This is a genomic window from Streptomyces sp. NPDC060064 (genome assembly GCF_042736455.1).
Classification (GTDB): domain Bacteria; phylum Actinomycetota; class Actinomycetes; order Streptomycetales; family Streptomycetaceae; genus Streptomyces.
In genome coordinates, this window is sequence record NZ_JBHWWF010000016.1 from 16,028 (window position 1) to 38,621 (window position 22,594).

At 68.0% G+C, this 22,594-nt stretch carries 17 protein-coding genes; 7 read left to right on the top strand and 10 right to left on the bottom strand.

Features of this window, described 5'->3' with window-relative positions:
• Positions 1-24: 24 nt before the first annotated feature.
• A complete protein-coding gene (locus ACFWDI_RS19975) occupies positions 25-702 on the top strand; it encodes a helix-turn-helix domain-containing protein (RefSeq protein WP_385305626.1) in 678 nt (225 codons plus the stop codon).
• Here the strand turns inward: ACFWDI_RS19975 and ACFWDI_RS19980 are convergent, their stop codons facing one another.
• Positions 703-1,674, bottom strand: a complete 972-nt coding sequence (locus tag ACFWDI_RS19980) for a helix-turn-helix domain-containing protein (RefSeq protein ID WP_385305628.1) — start codon at positions 1,672-1,674, stop codon at positions 703-705.
• 240 nt (positions 1,675-1,914) lie between these two features.
• Positions 1,915-2,940 carry an ATP-dependent 6-phosphofructokinase gene (locus ACFWDI_RS19985; RefSeq protein WP_385305629.1) on the bottom strand — a complete coding sequence of 342 codons (1,026 nt, stop codon included), beginning with the start codon at positions 2,938-2,940 and terminating at the stop codon, positions 1,915-1,917.
• Positions 2,941-3,219: 279 nt separating this feature from the next.
• Here ACFWDI_RS19985 and pta point away from each other — a divergent pair, with 279 nt between their 5' ends.
• The 3 genes from pta to pyk all read left to right on the top strand — a co-directional run bounded on the left by pta (position 3,220) and on the right by pyk (position 8,057).
• The gene (gene pta, locus ACFWDI_RS19990; protein ID WP_385305631.1) at positions 3,220-5,301 is read left to right on the top strand and encodes a phosphate acetyltransferase; all 2,082 of its coding nucleotides are present in this window, start codon (positions 3,220-3,222) and stop codon (positions 5,299-5,301) included.
• Positions 5,298-6,518 (top strand): acetate kinase, encoded by a 1,221-nt coding sequence (locus ACFWDI_RS19995; RefSeq protein ID WP_385305633.1) that lies wholly within the window; start codon positions 5,298-5,300, stop codon positions 6,516-6,518. Before pta ends, ACFWDI_RS19995 begins: the two co-directional genes overlap by 4 nt.
• Before the next feature lie 108 nt (positions 6,519-6,626).
• On the top strand, positions 6,627-8,057 hold the full coding sequence (gene pyk, locus ACFWDI_RS20000) for a pyruvate kinase (protein ID WP_385305635.1): 1,431 nt from the start codon (positions 6,627-6,629) through the stop codon (positions 8,055-8,057).
• A gap of 181 nt (positions 8,058-8,238) precedes the next feature.
• On the opposite strand, the gene ACFWDI_RS20005 is transcribed toward pyk, so the two are convergent.
• From ACFWDI_RS20005 to ACFWDI_RS20015, 3 genes are all read right to left on the bottom strand, one after another.
• Positions 8,239-8,898, bottom strand: coding sequence for a hypothetical protein (locus ACFWDI_RS20005; protein ID WP_385305637.1), 660 nt, complete (start codon positions 8,896-8,898; stop codon positions 8,239-8,241).
• 15 nt (positions 8,899-8,913) lie between these two features.
• On the bottom strand, positions 8,914-13,884 hold the full coding sequence (locus ACFWDI_RS20010) for an RICIN domain-containing protein (protein WP_385305639.1): 4,971 nt from the start codon (positions 13,882-13,884) through the stop codon (positions 8,914-8,916).
• A gap of 681 nt (positions 13,885-14,565) precedes the next feature.
• The gene (locus ACFWDI_RS20015; RefSeq protein WP_385305837.1) at positions 14,566-14,949 is read right to left on the bottom strand and encodes an ATP-binding protein; all 384 of its coding nucleotides are present in this window, start codon (positions 14,947-14,949) and stop codon (positions 14,566-14,568) included.
• Between the two features lie 243 nt (positions 14,950-15,192).
• On the opposite strand from ACFWDI_RS20015, the gene ACFWDI_RS20020 reads away from it, so the two are divergent.
• Both ACFWDI_RS20020 and ACFWDI_RS20025 read left to right on the top strand, forming a co-directional pair.
• Positions 15,193-16,431: a helix-turn-helix domain-containing protein gene (locus ACFWDI_RS20020; RefSeq protein ID WP_385305641.1), complete on the top strand. Its 1,239-nt coding sequence runs from the start codon at positions 15,193-15,195 to the stop codon at positions 16,429-16,431.
• Between the two features lie 4 nt (positions 16,432-16,435).
• On the top strand, positions 16,436-16,990 hold the full coding sequence (locus ACFWDI_RS20025; RefSeq protein WP_385305643.1) for a GNAT family N-acetyltransferase: 555 nt from the start codon (positions 16,436-16,438) through the stop codon (positions 16,988-16,990).
• Positions 16,991-17,093: 103 nt separating this feature from the next.
• On the opposite strand, the gene ACFWDI_RS20030 is transcribed toward ACFWDI_RS20025, so the two are convergent.
• Positions 17,094-17,588 carry a hypothetical protein gene (locus ACFWDI_RS20030; protein WP_385305645.1) on the bottom strand — a complete coding sequence of 165 codons (495 nt, stop codon included), beginning with the start codon at positions 17,586-17,588 and terminating at the stop codon, positions 17,094-17,096.
• A gap of 108 nt (positions 17,589-17,696) precedes the next feature.
• On the opposite strand from ACFWDI_RS20030, the gene ACFWDI_RS20035 reads away from it, so the two are divergent.
• Positions 17,697-18,194, top strand: coding sequence for a hypothetical protein (locus ACFWDI_RS20035; protein WP_385305647.1), 498 nt, complete (start codon positions 17,697-17,699; stop codon positions 18,192-18,194).
• 67 nt (positions 18,195-18,261) lie between these two features.
• On the opposite strand, the gene ACFWDI_RS20040 is transcribed toward ACFWDI_RS20035, so the two are convergent.
• From ACFWDI_RS20040 to ACFWDI_RS20055, 4 genes are all read right to left on the bottom strand, one after another.
• Positions 18,262-19,545 carry a hypothetical protein gene (locus ACFWDI_RS20040; protein WP_385305649.1) on the bottom strand — a complete coding sequence of 428 codons (1,284 nt, stop codon included), beginning with the start codon at positions 19,543-19,545 and terminating at the stop codon, positions 18,262-18,264.
• On the bottom strand, positions 19,535-20,086 hold the full coding sequence (locus ACFWDI_RS20045) for a DUF6114 domain-containing protein (protein ID WP_385305651.1): 552 nt from the start codon (positions 20,084-20,086) through the stop codon (positions 19,535-19,537). Before ACFWDI_RS20045 ends, ACFWDI_RS20040 begins: the two co-directional genes overlap by 11 nt.
• Positions 20,087-20,183: 97 nt before the next feature.
• The gene (locus tag ACFWDI_RS20050) at positions 20,184-20,843 is read right to left on the bottom strand and encodes a DUF6230 family protein (protein WP_385305653.1); all 660 of its coding nucleotides are present in this window, start codon (positions 20,841-20,843) and stop codon (positions 20,184-20,186) included.
• A 654-nt stretch (positions 20,844-21,497) separates the two neighbouring features.
• Positions 21,498-22,475, bottom strand: coding sequence for a tetratricopeptide repeat protein (locus ACFWDI_RS20055; RefSeq protein WP_385305655.1), 978 nt, complete (start codon positions 22,473-22,475; stop codon positions 21,498-21,500).
• Positions 22,476-22,594 lie beyond the last annotated feature (119 nt).

Consider the following 22,594-nt stretch of genomic DNA (forward strand, 5'->3'; position numbering starts at 1 on the left):
CCTCCCGCCGCCTAGCGTGTGCGCGTGCACCCCACCCCCGCTCCACGCTTCAACGCCCTCGCCGCGCGCCGACTGCGCGAGGCCCTGGGTATGGCGCCAGGCCATGTCGCGTACGGTCTCCGCGCCCAGTACGGGCTCCAGATCACACCGGACACGGTGGTCGCCTGGGAGCGCGGTGTCGCCGCGCCCGGTTCACGCGAACTCACCGCGCTCGCCGGCGTGTTGTGGTGCGCGCAGAGTGAGCTGCTCGCCGCCGCGACGACCCTGCGCGAGCACCGGATGGCGCAAGGCCTCGCCCCCGACGAGCTGGCGCTGCGGGTCGGCGTGGACGCCGCCGCGTATCTGCGGATGGAGGAGTCGGGGCGCTGGCGCGGCAATGAACGGCAGACCGCGGCGCTCGCCGAGGTGCTGGACCTGACACCACGCGAGCTGCTGACGGCGACCGGCCAGGACGAGGAGCTGGCGGAGTTGCTGCGGGACGCGGTGAAGGCGCGCTGGCAGGCGTACGTACGCCCGGTGGTGAAGATGCTGCCGATGGACCGGGGCCATCTCGAGGACGTACTGCAGGAGCTGCACGCCGACTACCAGTCCCGTATGGTCGCGACGCTCAGCTGGGGCTCCGCCTCACAGGACACCGGGGAGCCGGGCCGGGAGTTCCTGGAGCGGATCGTCGACCACTTCTGGCAACTGACCCACGCCTAGCTAGTTGCCGTCGGCGGTTGCATCGCGGTCGAACGAGAACAGCTGCCCCTGCGCGTCCTTGGTGCAGACCTGCTGCACAATCCGCGCCCCGCGCTCCTTCGAGGCGTCCTGCACCCCGGCGCAGAGGTCGCTGTGCAGCGGCCTCAGCCGGTAGCCGCGCACCGGCTTGCCGACCGCCTCCAGCCGGAAGGCCTCGGCCGGTCCGCGCTTGCCGCACTCCTGGTCCGCGAGCGGGGCGCCGGCCTTTGTCGACTTGTCCCCCACACCGGTGCAGCCCGGACCGAAGTCGCGGTGATCCGTCTCTATCCGCCAGGCGGGCTCGACCGGCTTCAGTGCGAAGCGCGGGATGGTGTCCGACGCGCACGGCACCTGGTAGAGCTGCCCACTCCGCTGCCCGGCGCGCTCGGCCAGACAGAGCCCGGAGTGGACGGCCCTGATCTCCACGGGTCCTCGCGCCGGTGCGACCGCAGCCGTGTGACGCTCCGCCGTTGGCTTGTCGTCCTCGTGGAGCAGAAAGGCGATGGTGACCGCCACCGCGGCCGCACCCAGCGCGACGACGGCCGGCCACTTCGCACGGGAGCGCCAGGACCGGCGCGGCGGCTCAGGCGGTGTCGACTCCTCCAGCCCGGGGCCGGCCTCCTGTTCGCCGACGCCGTAGTCGGGGACCTCGACGGCCTGCCGCTCACGCCGGGTGAGCTCCTTTCGGACCCGCAGCCAGCTCTCGGTCGCTCCGGGGCCGCAACCGCAGGCGCGTACGAACGCCGCCACCAGCTCCTCGCGCGGCACCGTGTTGCGGCTGAGCATATTGGCGACGGTGGAGCGCGGCAGTACGTCGCCGACCGCTTCCGCCCGGGCGGTCAACTCCCGGTAGGTCAGGCCGGACCAGTCCTTCAGCTGCTGCATCCGGGCCACGAACTCGGCGGAGTTGTGCGCCTGTTCGGGATCAGGAGCACCGTGCCCGGCTGGGTCCATCCGTCCCTCCATCTTCCACTCCACCTGCTGGGACAGGGCTGGGACATGTCCCGGACAGGGAACAGCCTTGCCATTCGCGCCGTTCAACTCAAGAGTGATCTGCGCCAACCACTGCGGAAACCGGCGGGGATACACGTGCGGCCTTGATCGCACACGGGGGGTGCGATCAAGGCCGTTCGGCAGCCGGAGCCAGAAACAGACGTCGGAACAGAAGTCAGGACCTACGTCCCAAAGGGCAGGTCAGAAGACCGATTCCGCCTCACGCATCCGGCTGGCAGGCACGGTCTTCAGCCGCGTGACCGCCTCCGCCAGCGGCACCATCGTGACGTCCGTGCCGCGCAGCGCCGTCATCATGCCGAACTCACCGCGGTGCGCCGCCTCCACGGCATGCCAGCCGAAGCGCGTGGCGAGCACCCGGTCGTACGGGGTGGGCGTACCGCCGCGCTGCACATGCCCGAGGATGACCGGCTTGGCCTCCTTGCCGAGCCGGTGCTCCAGCTCCGCGGCGAGACGGTTGCCGATGCCCTTGAAGCGCTCATGACCGTACTGGTCGATCTCGCCCTTCTCGTACGCCATCGAGCCCTCGGCCGGATGCGCGCCCTCGGCGACGCAGATGACCGCGAACTTCTTGCCTCGCGAGAAGCGCTCCTCGATCATCTTCATCAGGTCCTCGACCTGGAATTGCCGCTCCGGCAGACAGATGCCGTGCGCGCCGCCCGCCATGCCGGACTCCAGCGCGATCCAGCCGGAGTGCCGGCCCATGACCTCGACGACCATGACGCGCTGGTGGGACTCGGCGGTGGTCTTCAGGCGGTCGATGGCCTCGGTCGCGACCATGACGGCGGTGTCGAAGCCAAAGGTGCGGTCGGTGGAGGAGATGTCGTTGTCGATGGTCTTCGGTACGCCGACGACGGGCATCCCGGCTTCCGACAGCAGCCGGGACGCGGTGAGCGTGCCCTCGCCGCCGATCGGGATGAGCACGTCGATGCCGTACTGGCGCGCCAACTCCGGGGCGTTCTCGGCGGCTTCACTCAGTCGGCCGCGCTCCAGGCGCGTGGAGCCCAGGATCGTACCGCCGCGGGCGAGAATGCCACTGACCGCGTTGAGGTCGAGCGGACGGTAGTGGCCGTCGAGGAGACCCCTGAACCCGTCCTCGAAACCGATGACTTCATCGCCGTGCCCGGTCAGGGCGCGATGCACGACCGACCGGATCACTGCGTTCAGGCCGGGACAGTCGCCGCCTGCGGTGAGAACTCCGATGCGCATCGTGCTGTGTCTCCTGCTCGTCAGTGATACATGTGAGCCCAGGTTCGATTGTTCCACGGACTTGCGGGGACCCGCGCTCTCAGCTACTCCGCCGGATGGCACGTGGACCGTGCTCGGGGACCTTTGGACCAGCCCCCGCCCGGCGGGCGCTCTACCTACCCACAGAGGTATTGTCAAGAGGGCAATGCCGCCCCTGAGCGGTTTTTTTGCACGCCCGGGGTCGCGGATTCAGCTGGATCCACAGGATGTGTACGCCACAGCATGGACGGGAGAGCACGCGTGACGCGCAGCGTGTACGTGACCGGGATCGACCGCGGGGACGGCCGCCAGGTCGTCGAGCTGGGAGTCATGGAGCTCCTGACCCGCCAGGTGGACCGGGTGGGTGTCTTCCGGCCGCTGGTGCACGACGGACCCGACCGGCTCTTCGACCTGCTGCGAGTGCGCTACCGGCTGTCTCAGGACGAGGCGACGGTGTACGGCATGGACTACCACGAGGCCGCGGCACTGCAGGCCGAGAAGGGTACCGACGAGCTGGTTTCCCGGCTCGTCGAGCGCTTTCTCCAGGTGGCGCGGGAGTACGAGGTCGTGCTCGTCCTCGGCACGGACTTCTCCGCCACCCAGCTCCCCGACGAGCTGGCGCTCAACGCCCGCCTGGCCAATGAGTTCGGTTCCTCGGTGATCCCGGTGGTGGGCGGCAAGGGCCAGACCGCGGAGTCGGTGCGGGCCGAGACCCGTAACGCCCATCGCGCGTACGAGGTGCTGGGCTGCGACATCCTCGCCATGGCTGTCAACCGGGTCGCCCCCGAGGAGCGCGAAATCATAGCCGAGCGGCTTGCGGCCCGCCTCCCGGTGCCCTGCTACGTACTCCCCGACGAGCCGGCACTCGCGGCCCCCACGGTCGCCCAGATCACCCATGCACTGGCCGGCACGGTGCTGCTCGGCGACGACGCGGGACTGGCCAGGGACGCGATGGACTTCGTCTTCGGCGGTGCGATGCTGCCGAACCTGCTGAACGCCCTGACCCCAGGCTGCATGGTGGTCACCCCCGGCGACCGCGCCGACATCGTGGTGGGCGCGCTCGCCGCGCACTCCGCGGGCACCCCGCCCATCGCCGGCGTCCTGCTGACGCTGAACGAGCGGCCGAGCAAGGAGATCCTCACGCTGGCCGCCCGGCTCGCGCCCGGCACCCCGGTGATCTCGGTCTCCGGGAACAGCTTCCCCACGGCGGCCGAACTCTTCTCGCTGGAAGGCAAGTTGAACGCCGCCACGCCGCGCAAGGCGGAGACCGCGCTCGGCCTCTTCGAGCGCCATGTCGACACCGCCGACCTGCTGGACCGGATCTCGGTGGCCCGCAGCGGCCGGGTCACGCCCATGATGTTCGAGCACGATCTCCTTGAGCAGGCCCGCGCCCACCGCCGCCGTGTCGTGCTGCCCGAGGGCACGGTGGAGCGGGTGCTGCGCGCCGCCGACGTACTGCTGCGCCGTGACGTCTGCGATCTGACCCTCCTCGGCGACACCGAGGTCATCCGCAAGAAGGCCGCGGACCTCGGCGTCGACCTCGCGTCCGCCCAGCTGATCGACCCGCAGACCTCCGAGCTGCGCCAGGGCTTCGCCGAGCGGTACGCGCAGCTGCGCGCCCACAAGGGTGTGACGGTGGAGCTGGCGTACGACGTGGTGGCGGATGTGAACTACTTCGGCACGCTGATGGTCCAGGAGGGCCTGGCCGACGGCATGGTGTCGGGCTCGGTGCACTCCACGGCCGCGACGATCCGCCCGGCCTTCGAGATCATCAAGACGAAGCCGGACGCATCGATCGTCTCCTCGGTCTTCTTCATGTGCCTGGCCGACAAGGTGCTGGTGTACGGCGACTGCGCGGTCAATCCGGACCCGAACGCCGAGCAGCTCGCGGACATCGCGGTCCAGTCGGCGGCGACCGCTGCCCGCTTCGGCGTGGACCCGCGGATCGCGATGCTCTCGTACTCCACGGGTACCTCGGGCTCGGGCGCGGACGTCGACAAGGTGCGCGAGGCGACCAAGCTGGTGCGGGAGTCCCGTCCGGATCTGCGGGTCGAGGGCCCGATCCAGTACGACGCGGCCGTGGCGCCGTCCGTCGCGGCGACGAAGCTGCCGGACTCGGAGGTGGCGGGCCGGGCGACGGTGCTGATCTTCCCTGACCTCAACACCGGCAACAACACCTACAAGGCCGTGCAGCGCTCGGCCGGCGCCGTGGCCGTCGGGCCGGTGCTGCAGGGTCTGCGTAAGCCGGTGAACGACCTCTCGCGCGGCGCGCTCGTCAGCGACATCGTGAATACGGTCGCCATCACCGCGATCCAGTCCCAGGGTCAGGAGATCCCCGCATGACCGCCGCCCGCGTTCTCGTCCTCAACTCCGGCTCCTCGTCGCTCAAGTACCAGCTCCTCGACATGCGCGACGGCGAGCGGCTGGCTGTCGGCCTGGTCGAGCGGATCGGCGAGGTGACGTCCCGTCTGGTGCACACGCCGCTGACCGGCGGCAGTGCCGGGAAGCGCGAGCGCACCAGCCCGGTCGCCGACCACAGCGCGGCGTTGAAGGCGGTCGCCGAGGAACTGGCGCTCGACGGGCTCGGCCTGGACTCTCCCGAACTGGCGGCGGTCGGCCACCGGGTGGTGCACGGCGGTCTGAAGTTCACCGAACCGACCCTGATCACCGACGAGGTGCTCGCCGAGGTGGAGCGCCTGATCCCGGTGGCCCCGCTGCATAATCCGGCGAACATCACCGGTATCCGTACCGCTCAGGCGCTGCGCCCGGACCTTCCGCAGGTCGCGGTCTTCGACACCGCCTTCCACTCGACGATGCCGGAGTCGGCGGCGCGGTACGCGATCGACGTCGAGACGGCGGACGCCCACCGGATCCGCCGCTACGGCTTCCACGGCACCTCGCACGCGTATGTCTCCCGCAAGACGGCGGCCCTGCTCGACAAGGACCCGTCCGAGGTGAACGTCATCGTCCTGCACCTCGGCAATGGAGCCTCCGCCTCGGCGGTCGCGGGCGGCCGGTGCGTGGACACCTCGATGGGGCTGACGCCGCTGGAGGGTCTGGTGATGGGGACGCGCTCCGGTGACATCGACCCCGCGGTCACCTTCCACCTCAAGCGGGTCGCCGGGATGTCGGCGGACGAGATCGACGAACTGCTCAACAGGAAGAGCGGCCTGGTGGGTCTGTGCGGCGACAACGACATGCGGGAGATCCGCCGCCGGATCGACGAGGGCGACGAGCGTGCGCAGCTCGCCTTCGACATCTACATCCACCGGCTGAAGAAGTACATCGGCGCGTACTACGCGATCCTCGGCCGGGTGGACGCGATCGCGTTCACCGCCGGAGTCGGTGAGAACGCGGCGCCGGTGCGCGAGGCCGCCGTCGCGGGTCTGGAGGAGCTGGGTCTGACGCTGGACCTCGAGCTCAATGCCGTACGTTCCGAAGAGGCGCGGATCGTCTCGGCGGCGGACGCCCGGGTCGCGGTGGCCGTGGTCCCGACGGACGAGGAATTGGAGATCGCCCAGCAGACGTTCGCTCTGGTCGCCCCTGAGGGCGTCGTATGAGGGCGTATGGGGGCGTATGAGGGCCCACGTCTGAGCGACAGACCGCCCATTTGTACTTTCCACCAGACGGAATATTCCGCAGCGAAACAAACCGATAGGATCCGCCTTATGCGCCGTTCCAAAATCGTCTGCACACTGGGCCCCGCCGTCGACTCCTACGAGCAGCTGAAAGCGCTCATCGAGGCCGGCATGAACGTGGCCCGACTCAACATGAGCCATGGGACCCACGCTGAGCACGAGGAGCGGTACCACCGCGTGCGCAAGGCGTCCGAGGACACCGGCCGCGCGGTCGGCGTCCTCGTCGACCTGCAGGGTCCCAAGATCCGTCTGGAAACGTTCGCCGAGGGCCCGGTCGAACTGGTCCGAGGCGACGAATTCACCATCACCACCGAGGATGTCCCAGGCGACAAGTCGATCTGCGGCACCACGTACAAGGGTCTGCCCGGGGATGTCTCCAAGGGCGACCAGATCCTGATCAATGACGGCAACGTCGAGCTGCGCGTCATCGAGGTCACGGGCACACAGGTCAAGTCGATCGTCGTCGAGGGCGGAGTGATCTCCGACCACAAGGGCATCAACCTGCCCGGCGCGGCGGTCAATGTCCCGGCCCTCTCCGAGAAGGACGTCGAGGACCTCCGATTCGCCCTCCGGCTGGGCTGCGACCTGGTCGCGCTCTCCTTCGTACGGGACGCGAGTGACGTCAAGGACGTCCACAAGGTGATGGACGAGGAGGGCCGCCGGGTCCCCGTCATCGCCAAGGTGGAGAAGCCGCAGGCCGTCGCCAACATGCAGGACGTCGTCATGGCGTTCGACAGCGTGATGGTGGCGCGCGGCGACCTGGCCGTCGAGTACCCGCTCGAGAAGGTCCCGATGGTCCAGAAGCGCCTCATCGAGCTGTGCCGCCGCAACGCCAAGCCGGTGATCGTGGCGACCCAGATGATGGAGTCGATGATCACCAACTCCCGCCCGACGCGCGCCGAGGCGTCCGACGTGGCCAACGCCATCCTCGACGGCGCGGACGCGGTCATGCTGTCGGCCGAGTCCTCGGTCGGCGCGTACCCGATCGAGACGGTCAAGACGATGTCGAAGATCGTCGTCGCCGCGGAGGAGGAGCTGCTCTCCAAGGGCCTCCAGCCGCTGGTCCCGGGCAAGAAGCCGCGTACGCAGGGCGGTTCGGTGGCCCGTGCGGCGTGCGAGATCGCGGACTTCCTGGACGCCAAGTCCCTGATCGCCTTCACCCAGTCCGGCGACACGGCCCGCCGGCTCTCCCGCTACCGCGCCAAGCAGCCGATCCTGGCCTTCACCACGGACGAGTCCACCCGTAACCAGCTGACTCTGAGCTGGGGCGTGGAGTCCTTCCTCGCACCGTTCGTGGAGACGACGGACGCGATGGTCGACCTGGTCGACGCGGCGCTGCTCAAGCTGCAGCGCTACAACGAGGGCGACACCATGATCATCACGGCGGGCTCGCCTCCGGGCGTCCCGGGCACGACGAACATGGTGCGGGTGCACCACTTGGGCGGCGGGACGCCCGCCTGACGCGGCCTGTACGCCCTTCGTCACGGCCGCCGCGGAATGCGACCCGCACCCTTGGCAGTAGGGTGCGGGCCGCAAAGCCGGGCGTAGCTCCGTCACCCGTTCCGCTCGACCGTGAGGCGGTAGGACCCGGAAGTCAGGCGTACGCGTGTCCCGTTCAGGACGCTCGTCAACCTGCGCGCCATCAGTCCACCAGGTCCGACCAGATGTTGAAGTCACCGTCGTCGACGACGTCCTCACCGAGGCCGAGCTCGTCCCCGAGTGCGAGGTAGCGCTCGTAACGGGCCTCGCTGATCGGCACGAAGTACCCCTTCACGGCCCGGAGCAACAGCCGGAACCCGAGGTCCGTATCGACGTCCACCGCCTGTTCCAGGGCCGGGACGACACCGTCAAGCGCGTTGTAGGAGTGGTGGGCCGTGGCCTGCTCCAGGACAGGCCCGACCGACCTGATCTCGGCACGGACCGCCTCCTTCATCGCCTCGTCCACCACCGGTCCGGCAACGGCGGGCATGAAGGAGGGGTCCTCGCGTCGGATCCTGCCGGTGCAGATGTCCGCGATCCGGCGCAGCCACACCCGGCCGTCGATCCCGAGGCGTTCCAGGTCGAATTCCCGGAACGTCCCCGCCAGCCACAGGATCTCGACGTCCCGACTGGACAGAGGTGAGTCCAGGAGCACGAGACAGTCCCGCAGAAGCTGGTGGGCGAACGCCCCTTCGAACCGGTCGGCGACGCTCCCGACGACCTCCAGGCCCGCGGCCTCACTGTTGACCAAGGGGTAGCGGATCCATTTGATCAGCCCGCTGAGCCCGATGTCGACACCGAGGTGGCGGTGTGGCTGCGCCATGCTTGCTTCTCTTTCCTACTTCGGGTAGCTGGTGAAGATAACGAAGTTGTCCGGGACGCCCGTAGCCCCGTCCCCTGGGTGCGTGTTGCCCTTTCCTCGCACCGCCTTGATCCTGATGATCACCTCGCTACCCGCATCGGTCGGCGCTGCGGCCCCCGAACGGTAGACCTTGCCGAGCGAACCCTCGCCCCGCAGCGTCCAGTCGATGGGGAAGAGGTCGAAGCGGGGGTCGAAGATCTCTCCCTTTGGCTTCTTCCGCTGTGCGGTGATCCACTTCGCAAGCTTCTCCCCGTTCTTCGGGCTGCGCTTCAGCCACTGCTGGAAGGCCTCGTTGGTGGCGCGCATTGCGGTGGCCTGGTCGTTCCAGACCGACACAAGGCCATCCCTGGCGATCTTGTCCTGCAGCCTCTGCCCGCTGATGTTCACATGGTCCGTGATGGTGTGTGCGCCTTCCCTGCCTTCATCGCCCACGATGTTCAGGCAGTTGTGGACGAGCACATCGTCAGGCCGCTGACCCGACGTGCGCACGAAGAACGTGCGCAGGTCGTCGACCGTGAGGTCGTAGACGGTGCGCGGGACCAGGCCCGAGCGGTCACGGAGGGCGGTCAGCGCGCGGACGGAGCCGTCCGGGGTGCGCAGGCGGTCGCCGACGCGCAGGTCGGAGACCAGCGTCCAGCCTCGGTCCACGACGTAGAACTTGTGGCCCGCGGTGCTGGTCAGCGTGCCGCCACCGGTGACGGTGAGGTCCACCAAGCGCTCGGTGTCGTGCTGGAAGGTGTCGGTGACCTTTCGGGCCAGCAGCTTGCCGGAATCCGGATCCGTGGCCTTGACGAGGTCGCCCACGCCCACCTGGCTGATGGGCCGGTGCGAACCGTCCGCCATCAGCACCGGCGTCGCGGCGGGGAAGCTGTTGCGCGCACAGGCCGTGAACGCGTCCTCGTAGAGGTTCACCTGCTGCGAGATTTTGGCGAGGGTCGCGGGGTCCAGGTCCAGGACCTTGAGGGCCTTGAACGCGTCTGCGACACCGACACCGGTCTTCATCGCGGCGTCCAGAGCCCGGATCCCATCGAAGACCTTCTCGAACGCCTTGCCGGGGATGAAGTTACTCAGGGCCCAGGCGCAGCCGCTGGCGCTGCCGTGCCAGCAGTCGACGAAGTCCTGGACCAGGACTGCCTTGATGAGCTTGTAGGTGAGGGTCTGCTGGATGAGTTCCAGCTTGCTGAAGTACCGGGTGACGTCCTTCTTCAGACCCGGGATGCGCTTGCTCTCGATGAGCAGCGTGTCCTCGGACGGACAGCTGATGCCCTCCGGGATGTCCGGGTTGGTGCAGAGGAAGAAGTCGACCATCGCGCTGAAGGTGACGGTGAACGTGGTGGTGCAGCCCTCGAACCCGACCGTGATCACGCAAGGCTCGTGCTGCTTGGCGTCGGTGATCTCGATGCTGTCCTCGTCGACGACGTACCACGTGCCGCCGACTCCGGTTCCCGCACCGGTCGAGACCTGCTTGTTCGCGGCGTTGCGTGCCGCTTCCTCGGCTGCCTTCTGCGCCTCCTGGGCGTACTTGAGCGCGTCCTTGGCGGCCTGTTCGGCTTCGGTCGCGGCGGCGTCGGCGCGAGTGGCCGCGGCCCGTGCGTCCTTGGCCGACTGCTCCGCCGCGGCTGCGGCGTCACGGGCGGCCTGGGCGTCGAGGGCGGCCTGGTCGGCGGAGTCACGAGCTTGCTTGGCGTAGCCTTCGGCGCGGCCTGCGGCCTTGTCGGCGGCGTCGGCGTCTTCGGTGGCCTTGCGGTCGTATTCGATGGTGCGGGCCAGTGACGCCGAGGCCTTCGAGGCGGCTGCGGCGGCGTCGGCAGCGTAGCCGAGAGCCTCCTTGGAGTAGCCGCGGGCGGCGGCCGCATGGCCGGCGGCGTTGGCCGCGTACTGGTAGGCGATCTTCGCGTCGCCCTGTGCCTGGTCGGCGAGGTTCTTGGCCGCTGCGGCCTCGGCCTGCGCGTTCTTGGCGTGGGCGTCGGCGACGGCCTTCTGCTGGTCGGCGATGGACTTGGACGCCTGCCCGGTCAGCACGACCAGGCTCGCGGCCGAGTCGGTGGTGACATACGGGGAGCCGAGCTGGATCGCGTCGTTGGCGGGCTTGGCGACCTGCGCGGCGGAGTTGCCCGCGTCCACCGCGGCCTGCGCGGTGACGTAGGCGAAGCCCGCGGCCTTCGCCGAGGCGACCAGCGCCTTGCCGGCCTCCTTGTTCGCCTCGTCCGCCTGGGACTTGGCGGTCTTGGCCAGCTTCTCCGCCTCGTCCGCCAGCTTGACCGCCGCGTTCGCTTCCGATGCGGCATGCTGCGAGGCCTGGATGGCCTCAGCCGCGGCGCTCGTCGCGGTCTTCACCGCGGCGTCGGCCTTCAGCTTGGCGGCCTGGGCGGCGTCCGCGTTGGCACGGGACCGCTTGGCGGCCGCCTCGGCACGGGTGGCCGCGGCGTCCGCCTCGGCGGCTGCCTGGGTGGCGGCATCTGCCTCGCCCCGGGCCCGGCCGGCGGCTGCTTCGGCGTCGTCCGCGTGCGCGGACGCCGCGTCCGCGGCCGCCCTGGACTCCTGGGCGTTGCTGTCGGACTCATGGGCCTGGGCGAACGCCTCCTTGGCGTCCGCCTTGGCGCGGGCCGCGTCCGCCTTCTGCGCCGCGTCCCACGCGTCGGCGTTGAGATCACGGGCGTTGTCGCGCGCCTTGACCGCGCCGTTCTTCTTCTCGACCGCGGTGGCTTCGGCGGCCTCCGCCTTCTCCTTGGCGTCCTGTGCGTTCACCGCCTCGGCCTGGGCGTTCTGCTTGTGCTGGGCCGCCTCGGCCTGCTTGGCGGCGGCGGTTTCCTTCTCCGCCTTGGCCGTGGCCTCTTCGGCCTCGGCCGCGAGCCGCTTGGCGTGCGCGTCGGCGGCAGCCGCCTTGGCGTCCGCCTCGGCCTTCAGGGCGACTGCGAGCTTGGCCTCCGCGGTCTCCTTGTCCTTCTTGGCGTTGTCCCGGTGCACCTTGGCCGCATCCGCCGCGGCCTTCGCCTGCAACTCGGCGGTGTGCGCGGCTTCCTTGCGGAACTCGGCGTTGACCTGCGCGGCCTGGGCCAGGGCACGCTGCGCGATCGTCTCGCTGTCGCCGGCGGAGGCCCGGGTGGCGGCCTCGGCCGTCTCACCCGCCTTCACCATCGCCTCAAGCGCGGCCACGGCACCCTTGGTGACCTGCGACTTCTGCTGACCGACCAGCAGGCCACGGCCCCGCGGCGCGCCGGCCGCATCGGCGACCGCGTACGCGGCCTTCTCAGCCGTGTCCGTGGCGGTAGCGGCCGTCTTCGCCGCCGCAGCCTGCGCCTTGAGCGCGGCCAGCTGCTTCTTCGCCGCCGCCTGGGCGTCGGTGACGCCCTTCTTCGCCTTGTCGAACTCGGCCTTGTCCGGGTAGGACAGGCTGTCCGTGCCCTTGTGGCCGGACGGCTTGATGACGAACTTCTGCGAGTTGCCGCTGTTGCAGTCCCACAGCCGCGCGTCAGTGCTCTTGGTGAAGTTACTCAGGTCCAGGCACTTGCCCGTGGTGTTGCTCTTCAGGCTCCCGGCGGCACGGACATCGCCCTTCCACGACTGCCCCGGAGACTTGTAGCAGTCCGAGATCTGGATCTTCGTACCGTTCGCCGACGCGTTCCCCGCCACATCCAGGCACTTGGACGAGTTGACGTTACGAAGGTGGAGGTCGTCCTCGCTGCCCTCGACCATCCACTGTTGCGCCGCGCCGCCGTTGCAGGTGTACACCTGGACCGGCGTGCCGTTGGTCTTTCCGCCGCCCGCGACGTCCAGGCACATGCCCTTCGCGCCCGGCACCTCGATCGTCGCGTAGCTCTCACCGATCCAGCCCACCCCGCCGGCGGACCAGTAGTCCTGCCAGCGGGCGAGGTGGTCGGCGACCCAGGAGTGACCCAGCAGGTCTCCCAGTGCCTTCGCACCCGTGGCGAGGGACTTGGTGGCGTCCTTGTTGGCGTTCAGGATCTGGTTGCGCTGCGCCTGCTGGGAGACGACCTCCTCCTGCCACTCCTTCGCGGCCACGGTGGAGATATCGCCCAGGACCTTGTTCGGGTCGATCGGGTCACGCCACGCGCACGAGGCGAACCTGGTCTTCAGGTCCTCGACCGCGATCCGGTACTCCGCCGTCCCCGGCTGCGGAGCGGTACGGGGGAAGCCGCCGGAGGCCAGGAAGATACGAGCGTTGTCCGCACCTGCGGGCTCCAGCGCGAACCCGTGCAGCCACTTGAACGCGCTCTGCTCGGCCAGCTGACGGTCCCACTCAGGCTGCTGCGGATCAGGTTCCTTGCCGTAGAGGGGGGTGCCCAGGTCGTCAACGGCCTTGAGCGTCGCCTCGTCGGCCTTGGGGGTGGAGTCCTCGTAGAAGTCGCTGTCGTTCTTCCAGAACCGGTCGGCGGTCCACTGGGTCAGGCCGGTCTGGCCGTAGAAGTCCTCCGTCTTGTCACCGGGGTACCCCGGAGGCCAGTGGAAGCCGACTTCGCTGAAGCCGCCAGGAGTCTCCAGCCCGTCAAGCGGCTTCTGCCATCCGCCCCGGAGCGCGTGGAGGGCGTCCAGTTCCTTGGACGCCGCGTCCCTGTCCTTCTGGTACGCCTGGGCGAGCGGCGTGTCCTCCCAGTGCTGCCGGTTGGCCAGCGCGTGGAGCTTGTCCTGCGGCTGGTTGAGGCCGTCCTGCGCGGTGGTGGCCATGGTCGGCCCACCCAGGCGCAGTACGTCGGACATGAGGCACTGGTCCTGCCGCAACTGTTCGACGGCGGTGTCCTCGAACCAGTCGTAGGAGTCGCTTGCCGGGGCCATGCGCTGTCCGGCGACCTGGTTGAGTACGCCGGGCTGGACAGCCAGGCCACCGAGGACGGCCAAGGCGGCGACGGACGTGACGACAGAGGTGAAAGTTGCGGATGTTCGTGATCTGGGTCTGAACAACCCTGGTCTGGGGCGCAAGAGGGGCATCCTTCGTAGCGAACGAGGGCAGGCGGGGGTGACCGTCCCAAGAGGCGGTGGTGATACGCGCGGGTCAGCCCGCTGTCCCGGCGCGGAAACAGGGGCAGCGGACGGCGCCGGCCGAGACGGCATTCGCAATGAGCCGGAATCGCGGCATGACGGTCGTCCCTCCCCCGTGGCGGCACAGTCCCCCCGGCCGCCGACTGATGTGCGCGCGTCATGGCGAAGCGGTCAAGGTCCACATACGCGCGCGGCGATCACCATACGCACAGGTAACCCTCCGGAAAAGGGGTGACTTCAGCGTCCCGGGTCCAACTCGCGAAGGCATTTGCAGGAGTCCGCCCGATGCGCTGTGCGCAAATCTCGTGCTCATGACAGGGGTTACCTGTGTGGCTGCCGTGAAGCCAGAGTGAAGGCGACGATCTTTCTCGGCCAAAAGTTGGCTGAGAATCACTCTCTTCGACCGAGGTGTGTGCGGTGCAGACAGCACGCCGGTGCACTGCGTGGCACGGCGGATACCACCATCGCCTGCACCCTGGCGACGGCCCGAACCCCGCCCTACAGCGGCCAGGGCGTGCGGCGGCCCGGCCTACCCCGAGCCGCCGCACGCCACCTTGCGCGCACTGGCCCTGACCGCCGGACCCAAGGACCGTCAGCCGGCGCCAGGGGCAGTAAGGGCCAAGCACCACGTCACACGTGGAGCTCGGCCCAGACCGTCTTTCCCGGGCCTGATGGGCGTGGCATGACAGCCCAGCGGGTGGCCAACTGAGAGACGAGGAAGAGTCCGCGGCCGCCTTCAGCGTCGAGTTCTGCCGCACAGACAGCCGTCGGTTGTTTCTCGGCTCGTGTATCGGTGACTTCGAGTCGGATCACGGATGTCGTCACGGCCAGTCGCATGTGGAAGTCACGCCCCGGAACATTCCCGTGCCGAACAGCATTGCCTGTCAGTTCAGCCGCGATGAGGCTGACCGTCTCGTTGACGTCCGATGCATATGGATGGCCCCAGCCGTTGAGCCGGTGGGACACCAAACGCCGCGCGAGGCGGGCACCACGCGGGCTGGACGTGAATCGCATTGCTAACTCTCGTGCTGGGGGTACGAGTTCAATCTCAGTTTCGATACGGGGGGTTTCGCTCTCCACGGGCGCGCCTTTCACGCTCGAAGCCGTCCAGCCGGTGATCTGAAATCAGTCAACGGCCACGGGGCTCCGAAGGGACAGGAAGAGCCGTTGGCATCTCACGGCTGACAACCGGAAAACTTTGCCGCTCCTTGACGCGCCACCTGGCACGAACCTGGCCGCAGGGCTACTTTCGATCACATGGGAGTCAACGTCGCGCTCAAGAGGCGGATGATCGAACTCGGTCTGACTCAAGAAGAGTTGGCACGCCGCATGAATGACACACTGGAAGAGATCACAGGCAGGCTGGGCAACATTTCCGACCGTACAGTCCGCAACCTGCTGAGCGGAAAGACGCGGCGTCCCATCGCGCGTACCTGTGTTGCACTGGAGAGGGTCTTCGGCTGCCCGGCCAAGGACCTTGGGTTCAGCCCGCCTCGCACCGCAGCCCCTCCGGAGGACCCCGTGCGGCGACGTACTTTCATTACCTCGGCCACCGGAACCGCAGCCGCGGCGTTGGCACCTTCGTCGCGTCGAGTTGGAGGTACGGACCTTGAGCGGCTTCAGGACGGACTCGATCAACTCACCATCTTGGACAACCGGCGTGGCGGGCACTCCGCACTGGAAGCAGCAGCCGTGGCCGGTGCCCACCAGGCTCTCGAGCTGCAAAAGTGCGGTGTGAGCGAGCGCGTTCGACAGCGACTGTTCGGCCTCGCCGCCGACTTCACCACCAAGGCCGCGTGGTCCTGTACCGACGACCGCAGGCTTGATCAGGCACAGCAGCACCTCGACCGCTCCATGGTCTTCGCAGGGATGGCGCAAGACAGCGCGGCGCAGTTCAGTGCGTGGAATCAAGTCGCCATGCTCTCCCGGCAACGACGACGGCCACATGACGCGGTAGCTGCGGCTCAAGCCGCTCAGGCTTTGCCGATCACTCGCCGTGATCCGCTCTTCGCCTCTCTGGCACATGCACGGCTGGCGATCGGCCACTCCAACAGGAACGACTTGCAGAACGCTCTCCGAAGCCTCGGATACGCCGAGGAAGCTCTCGCCAAGGCAGGCCCGGCACCCAGGCCGAGCTGGATCGGCTTCTACGGCCCCGCTGAGCTGCTCGCCATCACGGCGATCGTTCAGCAGAGACTGGGACTGTCGGCGGAAGCTGAAGCGTCCTCCCACAGGGCCCTGGCGATCACGCCGGAGCGCTATCGCCGTAATCGAGCGCTCTCCACCGTCCGCCTGGCACTCGCACAGCTTCATCAGGGCGATCTCGACCTTGCGTGCACAACCGCGACCGACGTATTCGACATCATGGAGGGCACAGAGATCCCAGGGCGCATTCGAACCGAACTCGGAACCTTTCACCGGGCCGTTCTCGACCAGGCACCGAGGTCTCAGCAGGAAGCGGCCTGGGCCGGTCAACTCCGCGAGAACTGGGGCTGATCGCATGATCGCGCTGCGTCACTTTCGACACGAAGACTTTCCAGCCATACGCCAGACGCTTCTGGACGTACACGCCCGCATCCCCGAGTATTCGCCGGCCGACCCTTTCAATCAGCGATTTCCATGGTTCGTGGATCACTGGGGTTCCCATACCGATTTCACGTGCGTCATCGGTTACGAGGGCGAGCAGGCGATCGGCTTCGCCTACGGAGCTCCGCTCACCGCAGGGCGCGAGTGGTGGCGAGGCCACTTTGAACCAGCGCCGGAGAGGTCGCGCACGTACGCCGTGTCAGAGCTGATGGTGTGTGCTGAATGGCGCAAGAAAGGGGTGGCCGACCACCTTCACGACGCATTGCTGGCGGAGCTGAACGAAGACATCGCCGTGCTGCTCGTCGACTCGACTCACGCCAAGGTGCAGGCACGTTACGAGAGTTGGGGGTACCAGAAGGTCGGCGAGCGGCAGCCATTCGCTGACTCGCCAATATTCTCTGTGATGGTCAAGCCGCTCAACTCTGCGGGTTCCTGGCCGTATGGTCGCTCCATGAAGCCGTCATCGTGAGTTGGCGCAAGCTCGATGTCGGACGCGCCCAACGAGAATCTCAAGCCCGGAAAGCCGGCCGGAGGGGCCCAGTCCGTCACCGCGCGGCCGGCTTCCTTCCCGCTCATGCGCCTGAACCGCACACGTGCCCAAAACTGCGCGAGATCGCGGTGTGCAGGGTGGCGCCGCCCTGGTCCGTCGCGCCGGTATCCGGGACGTGGAAGGTGAACCGGACACCGACCGGATCCAGTTCCACGAGCGCGGCGAACTGACTCCTCACCGCCGGGAATTCATTCAACTCCCAGCGGGCCCCCGCCGAGGCGAAGACCTCCTTCACATCCGCGAACGTGATGGTCGGCACGACGGCTGACACAGCGCCGTCCGCGGCCGGAATCTCCACGGACTCCGTCCAGGTGCTGAGCGCGACAACCTCGATCACGCGGCATCGGCAAACCTCCAGGCGTAGCTCGCCATACCGGAAGGTGCGCGGCCATGACTTCCTGGCGTTCGGAAAGCAGTCCGCCGCGACCGGTGGCCCGAGGATGCCGGACACATCGTCAAGCAAGGCTCCCGGCTTGAGAACACCCACTCCGCCCGTCCTCGCGAAATCCGCCAGCACATCCCTGATGTTCATGCTCTGATGATCTCAAAGGGCATCATTCACCGATGCAGTGAATGGGCGACACGCCTGCGGGCCGCACCCCAACCCGAGGCAGGTACAAGGCAAATGGCGAATGCTGAACCGACAGCTCCGCGGCTGAAGTTGCTCCGGCAGCTGGAAGCGATCCTCGGCAGAACGGCAGTGGACGACTTCACGGACGATCATGTCCGCTGGGACCTCTACCGGGCTGCGACGCGGGTCGGGGAAGCCCGGCCGATCCTGTTCCACGCCGTCTTCCAGGAACGGGACGGGGCCCTTGCCTCCGCGGTCGTCGTCGAAGTGCTCGAGCAGCTCGCCCCGCAGGAGCGAGCTGCCTGGGTGCAGGCGCTCGACCCGGCGGTACGCGATTTCTCGGCCCGCAGGGTGCAGGAACTCGAGGTGCTTGGGGCGGTCGACTCCGGCGACTTCACCACCGCCGAAATACAACGCGCGATCGACAGCTGGTCCGACTGGCTCCAGCTCCGCGTCATCGCTGCTTCAGATGACAGGAAGGTTCTGCGGCTGTTCTCCGAACTGGGCAGAACCAAGCGCATCAGGAATACGGCGCTCAGCTCGCTGCAGTGACAACGACTGTGGGCCGCACCCCCGAAAAGGGGTGCGGCCCACAGCCTTGTGCGGCTCCCGGAAGGTCTTAGTTCTTACCGCCGGTGAAGTAGTTGTGCAGGCCGGGCACTGTCAGCGTCCCGCCGAACTGGCCCGCCTGCGTCACCTTCACGTTGGTGAAAAAGGCGAACGGCACATTCAGCGGCGGAGGCGTCTGCGGGCTGAAGGTGATCGGGATGAGGCCGAAGAGGTTGCCCTTCAGCTCCTCCGTGTACATCGTCACCGTGCCGTTGTTGATCGTCGACGTGGAGCCCTTGGCCGCCTCGGCGTGCGCGGTGGTGCCGTTCGGGCCGACCACCAGCTGGTGGAGGTCCTTGATGTCGACGCCCGAAGCCGTGAACTTCAGCACCTTCTTGACCTTGCCGCTGCCCGTCTTCACCTCGACGATGCCCTTGTAGTCCAGGCCCTTCAGGGTGAGCATCGAGCTCTCCAGGATCCACGGGTCGTCCGGGAGCAGCGGGATGCCCTGCTCCAGGTCCGCGGCGGCGAGCGCCTTCGGGTCCGACGTCGGACAGGGGAAGCGCGGCTTGGCGCCGTCGGGGATGTCCTCGTCCTTCTTGGGGTCGAGGCCCTTGACCGCGTCGTCCAGCTCCTCGGTCGTCGCCCCGGCCTTGTCGGCCGCGTCCTTGATCGCGTCCTTGGCCTTGTCCGTCGTCTCCCCCACCTTCACGGCGGGGTTCGTGGACGGCTTCTCGGAAGGCTCGCTGGACGGCGTCGTCGAAGGCGCCGGCTTGTCGGCGGGCTCGGTGCTCGCGGACGCGCTCGGCGTCGCGGTGGCCGTGGGCTCCTTGTCGGGGCCGTCGAACAGATCCTTGAGCGCGTCGCCCACACCCAGCGGGTCGAGCGGGTTCTTGGTCGCCGTCTCGCTGGGCGCCGGAGTCGTCGGGTTCGTCAACGGCGCAGGCGCGTCCGCAGGCTTCGACTCGGAGGCCGACGGGGTCGTGCTCGGCTTCGGCTCGTCCTTGTCGCCCGCCGAACTGCTGGCGGACGGGTCGGGCTTCTCCGACGGCGTCTCGGACGGCTTCGCCGAGTCCGACGGCTTGGGCGACTCGGAGGCCGACGGCTCGTCCGAGCGGGTCACGCACGGGCCGGGGGCGAACGGGATGTCCTTGTCCTCGGCGAGTGCCAGCTTGGGGGTGAGACCCATGCCCAGGAAGACGGCGGTGGGCATCGCTGCCAGGGCTATCGCCTTGCCGGCCGGCATCTGGAGCTTGTTCAGCAGGGGCTTGCGGGGGGCCGCGTGCCGCGGCCCCTTTCTGGCCTGCGTCCCATCGCCTCCCACCGTGGTCAGCGGTGTGACATCACCCGGCACTGTTCCTCCCGCCGTTGGCTTCGATGGTTGTGTCGTGCGCGTGCGTGCCGTAGCCGTCCCACTGCTCCCCTACCGGTGCCTCTGCGGGACCGGGCTCGGGCGCCGTCTCCTTGGCGGGAGCCGATTCCACGACGGGCTTTCCCGGGACCCAGGAGAGCGAGAGCGCACCGCCGATGAGGGAGAGCAGGAAGCCGATGACGAAGCCACCCATGTTGGCGATCGGGATGGAGACCAGTGCCAGCAGAATCGTTGCGACACCGGCGAAGACCCGGACGATGCTGTGAAACCACATCGTGAGGCCCAGCGTGATCAGCAGTACGCCGATGATCAGTGCGCCGGCGCCCGCGGTGGTCTGCATCGCGAGTGTCATGTGACCGAGCTTGAAGGTCGCGTACGGGAAGTAGGCGATGGGGATTCCGCCGAGCAGGGTGAACAGACCCGCCCAGAAGGGCCGCTGGCCCCGCCAGGTACGAAAACCCCGCCGAATGGCGCGGACGTGGTGCTCGTCCCGCCCCGGTGACACTGCAGACTCGGCGCTCATGGAAAACAGCTCCCTGGAACTGGCATTGCTGTGTGAAGAGTTGGGCGGGCGGGCGAAGCTGTGAAGGCTTTCCCCGCCCGCCCGGACGGGATGACCGTCAGTAGCACTCGACTCCGGCGCCGGAGCCCCTCTGCAGACCCATGTGCAGACCACTCAGCTCGAACGTGCCGGCAGTGGTCGCCCAGGCCGTCTGCTTGACGTCGGTCAGCTCGGCCCGTTCGGCCTGCTGGGCGAAGCCGTTCGGCAGGACGGTCTTGTCCTTGACTGCAGGGCCCTTGCCACCACGGCCCTCGTCGGTGTCCTTGGCCGCAACGCCAATGTCGATGTTGCTGAACTTGGCCTTGCCCGCCCCCAGATCGGACACATCCAGGTAGAGCTTGTCGGCCTGGACCGCCGTGCCCTTGTCGCCCGCCGTGAGCTTCATCGTGATCTTGCCGAGGAACGGCACGTCGGTGACGACCGACTGGCACATGTCGGTGATCGAAGCGTTCTTGAAGGACGAGATCGCGACGGGGTGCGCGACCTTCTCGTCGCCCTTGAGGTCCTTGTACCCCATGTCAACGCCGCCGTACTGGGCGAATCCATGGCCGTCAAGGTATCCCGCGGTGACCTTGAACTCCTGGCCGGACACAGCGAACGACGCGGCGAGCGCGCCCTGTGCCAGGCTGACGCCTATCGCGGCCGTTGCGGCCACGCTGGGCACCATGACGAGGGCGAACCGCTTCCATCTGGTTCCGCCCCGAGTCATTGACTCCATGACTTTCCTCCTTCTCGGACGTACATCTCCGGTCCGGACTCTCGTGTCCGTCCTGGGATGGGAGAAGTGCTACGTCCTCGGTAAGGAGAGCGCCTGTACTTTCAGGCGCGAGCTGCGTCCGAAACACCGGCGATCACCCCCGAGCGACAACCACTGGTCGCGCCTGACTGATCACGCACAACCTGTCGGACAGGCCCTGCCGTTCGGCAGGAACCCCCCTGTCCGCGACCGGCGCCACTGCCGCCGGCCCACTCGGTGGGGACCCAAGATCCCGCGGCACGGCTGGAGGCCGAGCTGGTGCGGTATTGGACCGAGCGTGGCCGATCGTGGTCCATTCCCGGCCGCGACACAAGGGGGTTCGTTACTCACTAGTAACGGCCTGATAACCACGCAACGACCGCTTGATATCGCCCGGCAACGCAGGGTGCCACGAAGGGGTCAGCCAGAAGGGTTGATTGCCGCCAATAAGCGGACATAACAAGCGGGTTCATTTACTGCGAGTAACAACGCGTCCGTTTACCAAGTTTTGGTAAAGCGCGACCGCGTTCTGTCACCTTGTCGCCAAAGCGGCGGCGGCGCCTGATCGGCGCCACCGCCGTAAAACCCTCAGACCTGGCGGAACGGAACGTTCCGTACAGGCCTTTCAAACACGACTCAGAACAGCACCCGCGCCAGCGCCGAACGCGCCGCGGTCACCCGCGGATCGTCCGGGCCGACGACCTCGAAGAGCTCGAGCAGCCGCACCCGCGCCGCGTCCCGGTCCTCGCCCGCCGTGCGGCGCACCGTCTCGACGAGCCGGCCGAACGCGTCCTCGACATGACCGCCGACCAGGTCGAGGTCGGCCGCGGCGATCTGCGCCTGCACATCGGTCGGGTTCTCGGCCGCTTCCTGGCGGATCTTCTGCGGGTCCATGTCCTTCACACGGGCGAGGAGTTCGGCCTGGGCGAGGCCCAGCTTCGCTTCCGTATTGCCCGGATCGTCGGAGAGGACGTTTTTGTACGCCTGGACCGCACCGCCGAAGTCGCCCGCGTCCAGCGCCTGTACGGCGGCTTCCAGCAGAGCGTCGTACGGACCCTCGGGGACCTCGGCGGGGGCCGCCTCCGCCTCCGCGCCGGACGCGTCCTGATCAACGGCGATACCGGTCAGCCCGAAACGCTCCTCGGCCACCTGGATCAGCTGGTCGAGGGTGGCGCGGATCTGGGCCTCGGGCGCCGCGCCCTGGAAGAGCGGCAGCGCCTGGCCGGCCACCACCGCGAAGACCGCCGGGATGCCCTGGATCCCGAACTGCTGCATCAGCATCTGATTGGCGTCGACGTCGATCTTGGCGAGGACGAACCGGCCGCTGTACTCCTGCGCCAGTCGCTCCAGCACCGGGCTGAGCTGCTTGCACGGCTCGCACCACTCGGCCCAGAAGTCGATGACGACCGGGACCTCGGTGGAGCGCTGGAGGACATCGCTCTCGAAGCCCGCCTCATCGACGTCGATCACCAGGCTGGAAGGAGCTACGGCACCGCCGCCGCCCTGGCGGGCGGCCTCGGCGCGCGCCTGTTCCGCCTTCGCCTTGGCCTCACCGGCCGCCTTCACCGCGGCGAGGTCGACGACGCCGCTCATGGACATGTTCCTAGGCTGCATGAGTACATCCTCCCCCTTCCACGCGCGCATGTGAAAAATACGGCCAAGAGACCGCTGTACTGGCCAAAATGTTCGACACCGGGTCCCCACCCGGTGTCAGTGGTTGTCGCTGGAGCCGG

Coding starts and splice junctions, on each gene's coding strand:
- ACFWDI_RS19995 (WP_385305633.1), top strand. CDS start 5,298: ATGACCGCCGCCCGCGTTCTCGTCCTCAACTCCGGCTCCTCGTCGCTC.
- ACFWDI_RS20050 (WP_385305653.1), bottom strand. CDS start 20,843: ATGGAGTCAATGACTCGGGGCGGAACCAGATGGAAGCGGTTCGCCCTC.
- ACFWDI_RS20045 (WP_385305651.1), bottom strand. CDS start 20,086: ATGAGCGCCGAGTCTGCAGTGTCACCGGGGCGGGACGAGCACCACGTC.
- pyk (WP_385305635.1), top strand. CDS start 6,627: ATGCGCCGTTCCAAAATCGTCTGCACACTGGGCCCCGCCGTCGACTCC.
- ACFWDI_RS20005 (WP_385305637.1), bottom strand. CDS start 8,898: ATGGCGCAGCCACACCGCCACCTCGGTGTCGACATCGGGCTCAGCGGG.
- ACFWDI_RS20015 (WP_385305837.1), bottom strand. CDS start 14,949: ATGCGATTCACGTCCAGCCCGCGTGGTGCCCGCCTCGCGCGGCGTTTG.
- ACFWDI_RS19985 (WP_385305629.1), bottom strand. CDS start 2,940: ATGCGCATCGGAGTTCTCACCGCAGGCGGCGACTGTCCCGGCCTGAAC.
- ACFWDI_RS20010 (WP_385305639.1), bottom strand. CDS start 13,884: ATGCCCCTCTTGCGCCCCAGACCAGGGTTGTTCAGACCCAGATCACGA.
- ACFWDI_RS20055 (WP_385305655.1), bottom strand. CDS start 22,475: ATGCAGCCTAGGAACATGTCCATGAGCGGCGTCGTCGACCTCGCCGCG.
- ACFWDI_RS20020 (WP_385305641.1), top strand. CDS start 15,193: ATGGGAGTCAACGTCGCGCTCAAGAGGCGGATGATCGAACTCGGTCTG.
- ACFWDI_RS20025 (WP_385305643.1), top strand. CDS start 16,436: ATGATCGCGCTGCGTCACTTTCGACACGAAGACTTTCCAGCCATACGC.
- ACFWDI_RS20035 (WP_385305647.1), top strand. CDS start 17,697: ATGGCGAATGCTGAACCGACAGCTCCGCGGCTGAAGTTGCTCCGGCAG.
- ACFWDI_RS19980 (WP_385305628.1), bottom strand. CDS start 1,674: ATGGACCCAGCCGGGCACGGTGCTCCTGATCCCGAACAGGCGCACAAC.